Origin of the sequence: Burkholderia orbicola (assembly GCF_900100915.1) — a bacterium.
GTDB classification, from domain to species: Bacteria; Pseudomonadota; Gammaproteobacteria; order Burkholderiales; family Burkholderiaceae; genus Burkholderia; species Burkholderia orbicola.
In genome coordinates this window covers 2,498,840-2,512,568 of sequence record NZ_FNKW01000001.1, presented here as the reverse complement: position 1 = coordinate 2,512,568, position 13,729 = coordinate 2,498,840, and the positions used below count along the sequence as shown (strand labels likewise).

The following is a 13,729-nucleotide window of genomic DNA, read 5'->3' as shown; positions in this document are numbered from 1 at the left end:
TTGGCCGGCCTTTTCGTTCAATCCCGATAATTGAACACACATTGTCTTGTCACGCATGCAGATCGGATATCGAATCCGCATGTGAAACATATCCGCGGCTTCGTTACACGACCTTCAGCGTACCCATCATGCCGAGATCCTCGTGTTCGAGAATGTGGCAATGAAACATGCGCTCGCCGGGCATGTCTTGCATGACGAGCAGCGACACGGTTTCACCGCTGCGCACGTTCACGGTATCGCGCCACGCGCGGAACGGCTCGCTCGTGCGCGAACCGGCCGACGTCCGCTCGATCACCTGAAACTGCGTGCCGTGCAGGTGGAACGGGTGGTCCATGTCCGTCGTATTGCGGATCTCCCAGCGCTCGACGTCGCCGCGGCGGCTCGTCAGCGTCGCGCGGTGCGGCGCGTAGATGTCGCCGTTGATCGTGAAGCGCATGCCTGCCGGGCGGCCGTGCGCCGCGCCCTTCATCATCGCGTCCATGTCCATTTCCTCGCCGAACGCGACCGTCTTGTGCGCCACCGGTTCGCCCAGCGGCAGTACCGCGCGCAGCGTGGCAGGCAGTGCGCGGGCCTCGGCGGGCGCAAACGCGACATCGGCCAGCGCCTGCGCCGGATCGGGCGGCAGGCTGCCGTGGCCGTCGTCGTGCGACATCGCCATCTTGCGGCGGTCGTACTCGGCCGCCTGCAGCACCGCGCGCGACGCGCGGTCGCCGGCGCGCACCAGCAGTTCCGCCCGCTCGCCCGGCGCGATCAGCAGCGACGTCACGCGCCGCGGCGCGTCGAACAACCCGCCGTCGGTGCCTGCGTGCTCGAACACGCGGCCGTCGTCGAACGCGATGCGCAGGTAGCGCGCGCTGCATGCATTCCAGACACGCCAGCGCTCGTCGCTCGCGACGTCGATGCGCGGCCGGCGCGCGCCGTTGACCAGCACGAATTGACCTTCCCGGCCGTTCATCCAGTCCATCATGTCGTTCGGCGCAATCGTGCCGTCGCGTGCAAGCTTCAGGTCCGACACGAACAGGTGACGCTCGGGCCAGCCGGCTAGCGGATCGTCCGCGGCGCGCACGACGAACGGGCCGGCCAGCCCGCGGAACACCTGCTCGGCGGTCATCATGTGCGGATGCGGGTGGTACCAGTAAGTCCCGGCGCTGCCCTTCGGCAGCGTGAAGCGATACACGCGCGACGCGCCGGGCGCAACGGGATCGGACGGATTGCCGTCCTGGTCGGGCGGCACGGGCAGGCCGTGCCAGTGGATCGTCGACGGCTGCGGCAGCTTGTTCACGAACCGGATCTCGACCGTATCGCCCTCGCGCACGTCGATCAGCGGGCCGACCACAGGGCCTTGCGTACCGGTACCGAACTGCCAGAACGTCGTCGGCCGCGCGCCGCGCAGCAGCGGTCGCGCCACCGGTTGAGCGACCAGCGTGGCCCGGAACGTGCCGGGCTCACGGCTTTCGTTGGCGAGCGTGCGCAACGTCGCGAGCGGCGCGCCGGCCGGCAGCGCGTCGGCGGCCGCGAGCGCGGCCGGCGCGGGCTGGCCGTGCTGCGCGTGCGCCGACATCCCTGACATACCCGACATGCCCGGCATGTCGTCCATCGAATCCATGCCGGCCATGCCCGCGTGACCGGCATGCTGCGCCGACGCGGTGCGTGCGAACAGCGACGCGGCCGCGACGCCGATGGCGCGCGACAGGAAGGTTCTCCGTCTCATCAATCGATCCTCGTTGTTCATGCAGCGCCGCGCGACAGCCGCGACGGTCGCGTCATCATAACCGCAGGGCCGGATCGAAAAACGCCGCCACCGGGCAGGCGGCAATACGCCGCGGCAAGCATCGTCACCGCGGAGGGACGGCGCCATGATCGGCGCCGCCGGGCGGTGCCCTGGCAACCATCGTTACTTATCTGTCGCCCTTTGCACCCTCAGCAAACACGCTTTGTGCCTTCCAACCCGGCCCCGCGTTCGCGCTCGCTGCCCCAACGATCCGCAAACCCACCTATTTTTCACGATGCGGAACAAGTCACTGCGTTATAAAAATTCGTGGTGCACGGCACAAATTCGCCGTTTCGCGATGCCGAAAAACGTTCCGCAATACAAAACGACGCAAATAAATTGTTGTTTTTGAAAAAGAATTTTTGTTTCGAGAAGCTGTTCTACATGCACCATCCGAGCGGGGCGCGGACGTAGACTTTGTTCCATGCACTGACGCTTCGCCACGACGTTCGACACGGAACCCGGCGCAAGCAGCCAGTCGGGCCACAGCCGGCCGAGCCGGCAGGCGGCACAACAGAATCGCTCGTGATCAGAAAGGGAGAACGGAAATGAAGGGATTTCGCTTTGGTTCAGCGCTCGGGTCGTTCTACATCCTGCCGGCAAACGGCGGCTGGGAAGCGACGTTCGGCAACGCCTCGCTCGGCGCGTTCTCGTGCCCGGAAGTCGCGGCCGACCGCATCTCCCGCGGCGACTGCGCGCAACCGTCCGAACTGGACACGGCCACGCTCGAAGTGCCGGACGAAATCGCCGAATGGGAAATCGTTCACGTCTGAATGGCAAGCCTGCAACGACAAACGCCCCGGGCGACCGGGGCGTTTTTATTGGGTGTCGGACGGCGAACGGCTAACCGCGCCGCGTCGACACACGCATCGGCTCGCGCGCTGGCGCGGCCGGCGTCAGGCGAGCGCGTCGACGATGCCGTTCAGCGTCGCGCTCGGGCGCATGGCCTGGCTCGTCAGCTCGACGTCCGGACGGTAGTAGCCGCCGATCGCCTGTGCCTTGCCTTGCGCGGCCGCCAGTTCTTCCAGGATACGCGCCTCGTTGTCGGACAGCGCCTTCGCCACACCCTCGAACTGCGCCTTCAGCGCGGCGTCCTCGGTCTGCTCGGCCAGCGCCTGGGCCCAATACAGGCACAGGTAGAAGTGGCTGCCGCGGTTGTCGAGGCCACCGACCTTGCGCGCCGGCGACTTGTTCTCGTCCAGGAATTTGCCGGTCGCCTGGTCGAGCGTCTTCGCGAGCACGAGCGCCTTCGGGTTCTGGTACGCGTTGCCGAGGTGTTCGAGCGACGCGGCCAGCGCGAGGAATTCGCCGAGCGAATCCCAGCGCAGGAAGCCTTCCTCGACGAACTGCTGCACGTGCTTCGGCGCGGAACCGCCCGCACCCGTTTCGAACATCCCGCCGCCGGCCATCAGCGGCACGATCGACAGCATCTTCGCGCTGGTGCCGAGTTCCATGATCGGGAACAGGTCGGTCAGGTAGTCGCGCAGCACGTTGCCGGTGACCGAAATCGTGTCCTTGCCCGCGCGGATGCGCTCGAGCGAGAAACGCGTGGCGTCGACCGGCGTCATGATGCGGATGTCGAGGCCGTTCGTGTCGTGATCCTTCAGGTAGCGTTCGACCTTCGCGATGATCTGCGCATCGTGCGCGCGCGCCGGGTCGAGCCAGAACACAGCCGGGGCGCCGGTCGCGCGGGCACGGTTGACCGCGAGCTTGACCCAGTCCTGCACCGGTGCGTCCTTCGTCTGGCACATGCGCCAGATGTCGCCCGACTCGACCGCGTGCTCGAGCAGCACGTTGCCGGCTTCGTCGATGACGCGCACGACGCCGTCCGCCGGGATCTGGAACGTCTTGTCGTGCGAACCGTATTCCTCGGCCGCCTGCGCCATCAGGCCGACGTTCGGCACGCTGCCCATCGTGACCGGATCGAACGCGCCGTGCTGCTTGCAGTCCTCGATCACGGCCTGGTAGACGCCCGCGTAGCAGCGGTCCGGAATCACGGCCTTCGCGTCGTACAGCTGACCGTCCGGGCCCCACATGCCGCCCGAATCGCGGATCATCGCCGGCATCGATGCGTCGACGATCACGTCGCTCGGCACGTGCAGGTTCGTGATGCCCTTGTCCGAGTTGACCATCGCGAGGCGCGGGCGCACCGCGTACTCGGCCTTGACGTCGGCTTCGATCGCTTCGCGCGTATCGGCCGGCAGGTCCTTCAGGCGCGCGTACAGGTCGCCGATCCCGTTGTTCGGGTTGAAGCCGGCCTTCGCCAGCACGTCCGCATGCTTCGCGAGCGCATCGCGGTAGAACACCGACACGAAGTGACCGAACAGGATCGGGTCCGAGACCTTCATCATGGTCGCCTTCAGGTGCACCGAGAACAGCACGTCCTGCGCCTTCGCGTCGGCGATCTGCGCTTCGATGAAGCTGCGCAGCGCATTGCGGCTCATCACCGATGCGTCGATCACTTCACCGGCCTTCACGGCCGTCTTTTCCTTCAGCACCTTCTTCGCGCCGTCGGTCGTCGTGAGTTCGATCTTCACGCTGCCGGCATCGGCGATCAGCGCCGACTTCTCGCTGCCGTAGAAGTCGCCTTCGGTCATGTGCGCGACGTGCGCCTTCGACGTGGCCTTCCACGCGCCCATCTTGTGCGGATGCTTGCGTGCGTAGTTCTTGACCGACAGCGGCGCGCGGCGGTCGGAGTTGCCTTCGCGCAGCACCGGGTTCACCGCGCTGCCCTTGATCTTGTCGTAGCGCGCCTTGACGGCCTTTTCTTCGTCGGTCGACGGATCTTCCGGATAGGCCGGCAGCGCGTAGCCCTGCGCCTGCAGTTCGGCGATCGCAGCCTTCAGCTGCGGCACCGATGCGCTGATGTTCGGCAGCTTGATGATGTTCGCTTCCGGCTTCAGCGTGAGCTGGCCCAGCTCGGCCAGATCGTCGGAACCCTTCTGCTCCGACGGCAGGACGTCTGCGAATGCCGCGATGATGCGGCCGGCGAGCGAGATGTCGCGCGTTTCGACGGCGACGCCGGACGAACGCGTGAAGGCCTTGACGATCGGCAGCAGCGAGTAGGTCGCGAGCGCCGGCGCTTCGTCGGTGAGGGTGTAGATGATCTTGGGCGAAGTGGACATGGTGGTCAAAGCATTGCTACGTGATTGAGGGACTGAGAAGCGCCGGCGGTAACCGGCGGGGAGCGACCGGGTCGATCGCGAAAGGGGCGCCGGCTCAGCCGGGCGGTGGTGTTGCGAGGGCCGTCATGTTCTACCTTGCAGGGCTTGCGGGCCGCTTCGCGGCGCCGCGGCCCGCATGCCGGGCCACCCTGCCAACAAACCTGCCAACAAACCTGCCATCCACGAAACGCTCCGGCGCCGGCAGTCAGCGCCGGGGCGGCCGGCACCGTGCCGGCCCACCCCGGAAGGGGTCTTACATGTTCTCGATCAGCACTTCGCCGAAGCCGGAGCACGACACCTGCGTCGCGCCTTCCATCAGGCGCGCGAAGTCGTACGTGACGCGCTTCTGCAGAATCGACTTCTCCATCGCGGCGATGATCGTGTCGGCTGCTTCCGTCCAGCCGAGGTGGCGCAGCATCATTTCCGCCGACAGGATCTCGGAACCGGGGTTCACGTAATCCTTGCCCGCGTACTTCGGCGCCGTGCCGTGCGTCGCCTCGAACATCGCGACCGAATCCGACAGGTTCGCGCCCGGCGCGATCCCGATGCCGCCGACCTGCGCGGCCAGCGCGTCGGAGATGTAGTCGCCGTTCAGGTTCAGCGTCGCGATCACGTCGTATTCGGCCGGGCGCAGCAGGATCTGCTGGAGGAACGCATCGGCGATCGAATCCTTGATCACGATCTCGTTGCCCGTCTTCGGGTTCTTCACGCGCATCCACGGGCCGCCGTCGATCAGCTCGCCGCCGAATTCCTTCTGCGCGAGCGCGTAGCCGGCGTCACGGAACAGGCCTTCCGTAAACTTCATGATGTTGCCCTTGTGCACCAGCGTGACCGACTTGCGATCGTTGTCGATCGCGTACTGGATCGCCTTGCGCACGAGGCGCTCGGTGCCTTCGGTCGACACGGGCTTGACGCCGATCCCGGAGGTTTCCGGGAAACGGATCTTCTTCACGCCCATCTCGTCCTGCAGGAACTTGATCACCTTCTTCGCCTGCTCGGAGCCCGCGGCCCATTCGATGCCCGCGTAGATGTCTTCCGAGTTCTCGCGGAAGATCACCATGTCGATCTTCTGCGGCTCGCGCACCGGCGACGGCACGCCCTTGAAGTACTGGACCGGGCGCAGGCACACGTACAGATCGAGCTCCTGGCGCAGCGCGACGTTCAGCGAACGGATGCCGCCGCCGACCGGGGTCGTGAGCGGCCCCTTGATCGACACCACGTATTCCTTCAGGACCTGCAGCGTTTCGTCCGGCAGCCACACGTCCGGACCGTACACCTTGGTCGCCTTCTCGCCCGCGAAGATCTCCATCCAGTGGATCTTGCGCTTGCCCTTGTACGCATGCGCGACCGCCGCATCGACGACCTTGATCATGACCGGCGTGATATCGAAGCCCGTACCGTCGCCTTCGATATAGGGAATGATCGGCTGATCGGAAACGTTGAGCGAGAAGTCCTTGTTGACGGTGATCTTGTCACCGCCCTCCGGAACCTTGATGTGCTGATACGGCATGATCGACTCCAGTGACGTGGCTGAGCAGGTGATGCTGGTCGAAGCTGCGCGCGCGGCGGGGGCGCGGCATGGCCACCCCGTGACGACAACAGCGAGCCGCTATTCTAGCGCCCCAACCGGGCACTTCGGCGTGAACCGCGGCACTGCGTATCAAGACCTCACTTATGTCTTATATAAGACAGAGGACTTGCCGTTCCGTATTATGCATTAAGATTCCGCCATTTGCCATAGACCGCCCGCCCCCGCTCCGCGCGGGGCGCCGGGCGGACGCCCCGCCATGAACCTGATCGTCCTCAACAAGCCGTTCGGCACGATTTGCCAGTTTTCCGCGCACGAGACGCGGCCGTCGCTCGGCGACTGGGTCAAAACGCCCGGCGTGTATGCGGCCGGCCGGCTCGACGCGGACAGCGAGGGGCTGCTGCTGCTCACCGACGACGGCGGGCTGCAGGCCCGCATCGCGGAGCCGCGCCACAAGCTGGTGAAGCGCTACTGGGCGCAGGTCGACGGCGCGCCGGGGCCGGCCGACCTGAAGGCGCTCGCCCGCGGCGTCGACCTCGGCGACTACGTGACGCGCCCGTGCCGCGCCGAATTCATCGAGCCGCCCGACACGCTGTGGCCGCGCAATCCGCCGATCCGCTACCGCGCCGCGATCCCGACCACGTGGATCGAGCTGGCGATCACCGAGGGCAAGAACCGGCAGGTGCGCCGGATGACGGCGGCCGTCGGCTTCCCCACGTTGCGCCTGGTGCGCGTCGGCATCGGCGCGCTGGACATATTCGCGCTCGGCATTGCACCGGGCGAAACGATCGCGCTGCCGCCGCGCGCGCCGTGGGACGGTTTCGCGCCCGCCGGATGACGAAGCCGGGACGCGCGCATTTTTCGTCATCTTTTTCGTCAACCGCCTGCGGAGATCGTGCGTTAAACCACGCAGATGCCAACCTTAGCTATCCGGCATTGGCAGCCGAACCCGTGTTTGCGTCACGAAAGCGACGTTTTATTCGAATACGATTCGGCGCCCGCAGCGCAAAGAGAAATTTCTCGAAGCGTCTGTCAACCGAAAGGTGGATGGCACCGTTAGACGACATGACTCCTATTGCCGGGTCATTTGGTTAATTAACTAAAGCTGAGGAACACAACATGAACAAACTGATCGCCGCTCTGGTCGCTGGCCTCTTCGCAACGGCTGCTTTCGCACAAGCTTCGGCTCCGGAAGCTGCTCCGGCAGCAGCAGAAGCTGCTTCGGCACCGGCTAAGCACGCTGCCAAGAAGCACCACGCTGCCAAGAAGCACCACAAGGCATCGAAGAAGGCTGCAGCAAGCGACGCAGCAGCACCGGCAGCTGCTTCGAACTAAGTAAGCTGGCTGTAATAACGCAGTCAAGAACACGCAGTCTTGCCGTTCTTACGGCGTTGAAAGGCAGATCACCGCAAGGCGATCTGCCTTTTTCTTTTTTGTGCCCGCCGGCGCGCATCGCGTACCATGCGAGTCTCGTTTTCCAGACAGGAGCCATGCTGTGTCATTCTCCCTGCGCCCGTCGCTCGGCCGCCTTGCGCGCGCCGCCGTGTTTCCCGCCGCGCTCGCCGTCTTCGCACTCGGCATGCAGGCCGCCAGCGCGCAAGTGCCGCCCGGCGCCAAGCAGCCGAGCGAGTTCCCGCGCGTGAAGCTGCGCGCCGGCATGTACGTGATCGACGCGGCCGTCGCCGCGAACGACGCCGACCGCGAACAGGGGCTGATGTACCGTTCGCAGCTCGCGCCGAACGAAGGCATGCTGTTCGTCTTCAACGAGAACGCCGTGCACTGCTTCTGGATGAAGAACACGCTGATTCCGCTGTCGATCGCATTCATCCGCGCGGACGGCACGATCACCGACATCGACGAGATGAAGGCCGAGACGACCGACAACCACTGCCCGCGCAACAACGGCGTCTATGCGCTCGAAATGAGCAAGGGCTGGTTCGCCGCGAAGGGCATCAAGCCCGGCATGAAGCTCGACGGCCTGCCGCGGCCCCAGTAACCGCAACGGTCCGCGCGGCGGCATCACGCCGCGCCCCGACCGAACAGCCGGCCGCCCGTCATTGCCTGTCGGGCGCCGGCTTTTTTTTTCGTCCGCCCACGGCGCCCGCCTTGATTCGGCACCCGCTGCCCGCATCTGCAAAAGCCACGGACAAGCGCTATCCTTTAAATCTCGCTAGTTCCAGCCCGGGCCGGCACCCAATCAGCCGGCCCGCTTACGATCCGAACCACCAGGAGGTTCACGTGCCCCGCAAAACCCCCATCGAGCGCTATCGAAATATCGGGATCAGCGCTCACATCGATGCCGGCAAGACCACGACGACCGAGCGCATCCTGTTTTACACCGGTGTGAGCCACAAGATCGGTGAAGTGCACGACGGCGCGGCCACGATGGACTGGATGGAGCAGGAGCAGGAACGCGGCATCACGATCACGTCGGCGGCGACCACGGCCTTCTGGAAGGGCATGGCCGGCAACTATCCGGAGCACCGGATCAACATCATCGACACGCCCGGGCACGTCGACTTCACGATTGAAGTCGAACGCTCGATGCGCGTGCTCGACGGCGCGTGCATGGTCTACGACTCGGTCGGCGGCGTGCAGCCGCAATCGGAAACCGTGTGGCGCCAGGCCAACAAGTACAAGGTGCCGCGCATCGCGTTCGTCAACAAGATGGACCGGATCGGCGCCGACTTCTTCCGCGTGCAGAAGCAGATCGGCGAGCGCCTGAAGGGTGTCGCCGTGCCGATCCAGATTCCGATTGGCGCCGAAGATCATTTCCAGGGCGTCGTCGACCTCGTGAAGATGAAGGCGATCGTGTGGGACGACGAAAGCCAGGGCGTGAAGTTCACGTACGAGGACATCCCCGCGAACCTCGTCGAGCTCGCACACGAATGGCGCGAGAAGATGGTCGAGGCCGCTGCCGAAGCGAGCGAGGAACTGCTCGAGAAGTATCTGCACGACCATGAATCGCTGACCGAGGACGAGATCAAGGCCGCGCTGCGCCAGCGCACGATCGCGAACGAGATCGTGCCGATGCTGTGCGGCAGCGCATTCAAGAACAAGGGCGTGCAGGCGATGCTCGACGCGGTGATCGACTACCTGCCGTCGCCGGTCGACGTGCCCGCGATCCTCGGCCACGACTTCGCCGATCCGGAAAAGCCGGCGGAACGTCATCCGAGCGATGACGAGCCGTTCTCGTCGCTCGCATTCAAGATCATGACCGACCCGTTCGTCGGCCAGCTGATCTTCTTCCGCGTGTATTCGGGCGTCGTCGAGTCGGGCGATACCGTGCTCAACGCGACGAAGGACAAGAAGGAGCGGCTCGGCCGGATCCTGCAGATGCACGCGAACGAGCGCAAGGAAATCAAGGAAGTGCGCGCGGGCGACATCGCGGCGGCCGTCGGCCTGAAGGAAGCGACCACCGGCGACACGCTGTGCGATCCGGCCAAGCCGATCATCCTCGAGAAGATGGAATTCCCGGAGCCGGTGATCTCGCAGGCCGTCGAGCCGAAGACGAAGGCCGACCAGGAAAAGATGGGCCTCGCGCTGAACCGTCTCGCGCAGGAAGATCCGTCGTTCCGCGTGCAGACCGACGAAGAGTCTGGCCAGACCATCATTTCGGGGATGGGCGAGCTCCACCTCGAAATCCTGGTCGACCGGATGAAGCGCGAGTTCGGCGTCGAGGCGACGGTCGGCAAGCCGCAGGTCGCGTATCGCGAAACGGTGCGCACGACGGCGGCCGACGTCGAGGGCAAGTTCGTCAAGCAGTCGGGCGGGCGCGGCCAGTACGGCCATGCGGTGATCACGCTGGAGCCGAACCCCGGCAAGGGCTACGAGTTCCTCGACGAGATCAAGGGCGGCGTGATTCCGCGCGAGTTCATCCCGGCCGTCGACAAGGGCATCACCGAGACGCTGAAGAGCGGCGTGCTCGCGGGCTACCCAGTCGTCGACGTGAAGGTGCATCTGACGTTCGGTTCGTACCACGACGTCGACTCGAACGAAAACGCGTTCCGGATGGCCGGCTCGATGGCGTTCAAGGAAGCAATGCGCAAGGCGAAGCCGGTGCTGCTCGAGCCGATGATGGCCGTCGAGGTCGAGACGCCCGAGGACTTCATGGGCAACGTGATGGGCGACCTGTCGAGCCGGCGCGGCATCGTGCAGGGGATGGAGGACATCGCGGGCGGTGGCGGCAAGCTGGTACGTGCCGAGGTGCCGCTCGCGGAGATGTTCGGCTATTCGACGTCGCTGCGCTCGGCCACGCAAGGTCGGGCGACGTACACGATGGAGTTCAAGCATTACGCGGAAACGCCGGCGAACGTGTCGGAAGCCGTGATCAACGCGAAGACGAAGTAAGGCCGCTCGCTCGCGCTCCGGCGCATGCGCGCAAAGCCCGTCCGGTTCATTCCGGACGGGCTTTTTTCTTCCGGCGCGCATCGCGTTCGTGGCTTTTTGATCGGCGCGCCGAGCTTTTTTTAGCGTGCCACAATGGATGGCGATTCGTCAGATGGAACCCGCCCGATGCCGCCCACCCCTGCCCTGCGCCGCCTGCTGACCCTCTATGCCGGCCTGATCGCCGCGAATGTCGCCGTCTGGCTGTGGGCGCTCGCCGTGCTGCACGATCATCCGCTGCTGTTCGGCACCGCGGCGATCGCGTACGGGCTCGGGCTGCGCCATGCGGTCGACGCGGATCACATCGCCGCGATCGACGTCGCGACGCGCAAGCTGATGCAGGACGGCCAGCGTCCGGTGAGCGTCGGCCTATTCTTCTCGCTCGGCCATTCGACGATCGTGATCGCCGCGACGCTCGGCATCGCGCTGACCGCGTTCGTGTTGCGCGACCGGTTCGATGCATTCCGCGACATCGGCGGCACGATCGGCACCGCGGTATCGGCCACCTTCCTGCTGGTGCTCGCGTGCGTGAACCTGATGATCCTGCGCGACGTGTGGCGACGCTATCGCGGCGCGTCCGGGCACACGCACGACGGCGCGCACGATCATCGTCCCGCCGGCCTCGTCTCGCGGTTGCTACGGCCGTTGTTCCGGTTCGTGTCGAAGAGCTGGCACATGTATCCGGTCGGCGTGCTGTTCGGGCTCGGTTTCGATACTGCAACCGAAATCGGCCTGCTCGCGATTGCCGCCGCGCAGGCGAGCCAGGGGCTGCCGATCTATACGGTCATGCTGTTTCCCGCGCTCTTCACCGCCGGCATGACGCTGATCGACTCGACCGACAACGTGCTGATGATTCAGGCGTACGGCTGGGCGATGGACGATCCGCAGCGCAAGCTGCTCTACAACGCGAGCATCACGTTCGTGTCGGCGGCCGTCGCGCTGGCGATCGGCGGGATCGAAGCGGCCGGCCTGCTGGCCGACAAGCTGTCGCTGACGGGCCCCGTGCGCGACACGCTCGATGCGCTCGGCGACCGCTTCGGCTCGATCGGCTATGGCATCGTGGCGCTGTTCCTCGTCTGCTGGATCGCGTCGATCCTGTTCCACCGCTGGCAACGCGCGGCCGACGCGCCGGCGCGCTGAACGACGCCCCGACGTTTCATTCCGGAAACAAAACCCTCCCCGACGACGTTGCATGCGTGGTCACGTGACTGCGCCCGCCTTGCGCCACGGCCCCGCGCGGCCGCTGGCACGAATCTCGCAGAGTGGGATGCGCACGGCGGGCCCGCGTGCCGATCCGCGTTCGCGGCCAGCGTCAAACGCTGGCCCGGAGGCCATCGGCTGACGATAGGACAACGAATCTTTTAAGCCCCCCTGCACCACACGTGAATAGTCGCGCGGCAACGAGGCATCGCGCGCATGGGGAGGCCATGATGCATAAGACGAAACAACCGTTCCGCACGGCGGGACGGCGCCCTCGTGCAACCTTGCTGGCCGCGGCCGCTTTGGCGTGCTGCTGCTCGTATGCCGTCGCACAGAACACCACACCTGACTCCGCGTCCGACGCAAATGCCAGCGCGGACACCATCATGACCCTGGTCGAGAACGCATCGCCGTGCGCCGCCAATCCGGCTGCGTGCGCGGTGCACGTTTATGCCGGCCGGGGCGTCGGTAATGGCGGTGCCGGTGCGGGCGGCAGTGGGAGCGGCAGTGGGAGCGGCAGTGGGAGCGGCGGTGGCACCGGTGGTGGGAACGGAAACGGTAGCGGCGGAAACAACGGGAACGGCGCCGTCGGACCTGCCGGCGTCGGCGGAACGACAGGTGGTACCTCAGGCAGTACGGGCGGCACGGGCCGTGGAGGCAATGCGTCCGGCAACGGTGGCTCGGATGGCGGCACTTCCGGTGGAGGCACTTCCGGTGGAGGCACCTCGGGTGGAGGCACCTCGGGTGGCGGCACTTCGGGTGGCGGTACTTCAGGTGGCGGTACTTCAGGTGGCGGTACTTCGGGTGGCGGCACTTCGGGTGGCGGCACTTCGGGTGGCGGCACTTCGGGTGGCGGCACTTCGGGTGGCGGCACTTCGGGTGGCGGCACTTCGGGTGGTGGTACTTCGGGTGGAGGCACTTCGGGTGGCGGCACTTCGGGTGGCGGTACTTCCGGGGGAGGCACCTCGGGTGGCGGTGGCCACGGTGACGGCGGTGGTCACGGCAATGGCGGCGGCCATGGTGACGGCGGTGGTGGTCACGGCAACGGCGGCGGCCATGGTGACGGCGGCGGTGGCCACGGCAATGGCGGCGGCCATGGCAACGGTGGCGGTGGCAACGGCAACGGCGGCGGCCATGGCAACGGTGGTGGCGGCGGCGGCGGCGGTGGTGGCGGCGGCGGTGGCGGCGGTGGCGGCAACGGTGGCGGCAACGGTGGCGGCAACGGCGGCGGCAACGGCGGCGGCAACGGCGGCGGCAACGGCGGCGGCAACGGCAACGGCGGCGGCGGCGGCGGCGGCGGCGGCCATGGTAACGGCGGGGGTGGCCACGGTAATGGCGGTGGCAACGGCAATGGCAACGGCAGTGGCGGAGCCGGCAACGGCGGCGCCAACGGCGTCGGCAACGGCCGTGGCAATGGCGGCAACAGTGGCAATGCCGGCGGCAGCAACGGTAACGGCGGTGGAGGCGCGGGTAACGGCGGCGGGAGCGGCGGCGCCAACGGCACCGGCGGCCACGGCAATGGCGGCGGCAACGGTAACGGCAATGGCAGCGGCGGCGCCGGCAACGGCGGTGCCAACGGCGTCGGCAACGGCCATGGCGCCGGCAACGGCAATGGCGGCGGTCACGGCAACGGTGGATCGTCCGGCGGCAACCACTGACCCGACGCGTTGCCCGGCCGAA

General features: G+C 66.3%; 10 protein-coding genes. 7 read left to right on the top strand and 3 right to left on the bottom strand.

Features of this window, described 5'->3' with window-relative positions; translation table 11 throughout:
- Nucleotides 1-103: 103 nt before the first annotated feature.
- A complete protein-coding gene (locus BLS50_RS11975; protein WP_074802288.1) occupies nt 104-1,711 on the bottom strand; it encodes a multicopper oxidase family protein in 1,608 nt (535 codons plus the stop codon).
- Nucleotides 1,712-2,319: 608 nt separating this feature from the next.
- Between BLS50_RS11975 and BLS50_RS11970 the strand changes: the two genes are divergently transcribed.
- Nucleotides 2,320-2,544 (top strand): hypothetical protein, encoded by a 225-nt coding sequence (locus BLS50_RS11970; protein ID WP_006478028.1) that lies wholly within the window; start codon nt 2,320-2,322, stop codon nt 2,542-2,544.
- 123 nt (nt 2,545-2,667) lie between these two features.
- On the opposite strand, the gene BLS50_RS11965 is transcribed toward BLS50_RS11970, so the two are convergent.
- Nucleotides 2,668-4,896 (bottom strand): NADP-dependent isocitrate dehydrogenase, encoded by a 2,229-nt coding sequence (locus BLS50_RS11965; RefSeq protein WP_074802287.1) that lies wholly within the window; start codon nt 4,894-4,896, stop codon nt 2,668-2,670.
- A 292-nt stretch (nt 4,897-5,188) separates the two neighbouring features.
- Nucleotides 5,189-6,445: an NADP-dependent isocitrate dehydrogenase gene (gene icd, locus BLS50_RS11960; protein WP_006478026.1), complete on the bottom strand. Its 1,257-nt coding sequence runs from the start codon at nt 6,443-6,445 to the stop codon at nt 5,189-5,191.
- Between the two features lie 277 nt (nt 6,446-6,722).
- Here icd and BLS50_RS11950 point away from each other — a divergent pair, with 277 nt between their 5' ends.
- The 6 genes from BLS50_RS11950 to BLS50_RS36305 all read left to right on the top strand — a co-directional run bounded on the left by BLS50_RS11950 (nt 6,723) and on the right by BLS50_RS36305 (nt 13,707).
- Nucleotides 6,723-7,301, top strand: coding sequence for a pseudouridine synthase (locus BLS50_RS11950; RefSeq protein ID WP_074802286.1), 579 nt, complete (start codon nt 6,723-6,725; stop codon nt 7,299-7,301).
- Between the two features lie 281 nt (nt 7,302-7,582).
- A complete protein-coding gene (locus tag BLS50_RS11945; protein WP_011352970.1) occupies nt 7,583-7,798 on the top strand; it encodes a hypothetical protein in 216 nt (71 codons plus the stop codon).
- Between the two features lie 160 nt (nt 7,799-7,958).
- On the top strand, nt 7,959-8,459 hold the full coding sequence (locus BLS50_RS11940) for a DUF192 domain-containing protein (RefSeq protein WP_074802285.1): 501 nt from the start codon (nt 7,959-7,961) through the stop codon (nt 8,457-8,459).
- Nucleotides 8,460-8,701: 242 nt separating this feature from the next.
- A complete protein-coding gene (gene fusA / locus BLS50_RS11935; RefSeq protein ID WP_053526114.1) occupies nt 8,702-10,813 on the top strand; it encodes an elongation factor G in 2,112 nt (703 codons plus the stop codon).
- A gap of 165 nt (nt 10,814-10,978) precedes the next feature.
- On the top strand, nt 10,979-11,989 hold the full coding sequence (locus BLS50_RS11930; RefSeq protein WP_176934195.1) for a HoxN/HupN/NixA family nickel/cobalt transporter: 1,011 nt from the start codon (nt 10,979-10,981) through the stop codon (nt 11,987-11,989).
- Nucleotides 11,990-12,279: 290 nt separating this feature from the next.
- Complete coding sequence (locus BLS50_RS36305) at nt 12,280-13,707, top strand: hypothetical protein (protein ID WP_074802798.1); 1,428 nt, start codon at nt 12,280-12,282, stop codon at nt 13,705-13,707.
- The last annotated feature ends 22 nt before the right edge of the window (nt 13,708-13,729 follow it).

What these genes read in the sequence shown, in the direction of transcription:
- BLS50_RS11950 (WP_074802286.1), top strand. Translation starts at nt 6,723, where the DNA reads ATGAACCTGATCGTCCTCAACAAGCCGTTCGGCACGATTTGCCAGTTT.
- BLS50_RS11975 (WP_074802288.1), bottom strand. Translation starts at nt 1,711, where the DNA reads ATGAGACGGAGAACCTTCCTGTCGCGCGCCATCGGCGTCGCGGCCGCG.
- BLS50_RS11945 (WP_011352970.1), top strand. Translation starts at nt 7,583, where the DNA reads ATGAACAAACTGATCGCCGCTCTGGTCGCTGGCCTCTTCGCAACGGCT.
- BLS50_RS36305 (WP_074802798.1), top strand. Translation starts at nt 12,280, where the DNA reads ATGCATAAGACGAAACAACCGTTCCGCACGGCGGGACGGCGCCCTCGT.
- BLS50_RS11970 (WP_006478028.1), top strand. Translation starts at nt 2,320, where the DNA reads ATGAAGGGATTTCGCTTTGGTTCAGCGCTCGGGTCGTTCTACATCCTG.
- BLS50_RS11930 (WP_176934195.1), top strand. Translation starts at nt 10,979, where the DNA reads ATGCCGCCCACCCCTGCCCTGCGCCGCCTGCTGACCCTCTATGCCGGC.
- BLS50_RS11965 (WP_074802287.1), bottom strand. Translation starts at nt 4,896, where the DNA reads ATGTCCACTTCGCCCAAGATCATCTACACCCTCACCGACGAAGCGCCG.
- icd (WP_006478026.1), bottom strand. Translation starts at nt 6,445, where the DNA reads ATGCCGTATCAGCACATCAAGGTTCCGGAGGGCGGTGACAAGATCACC.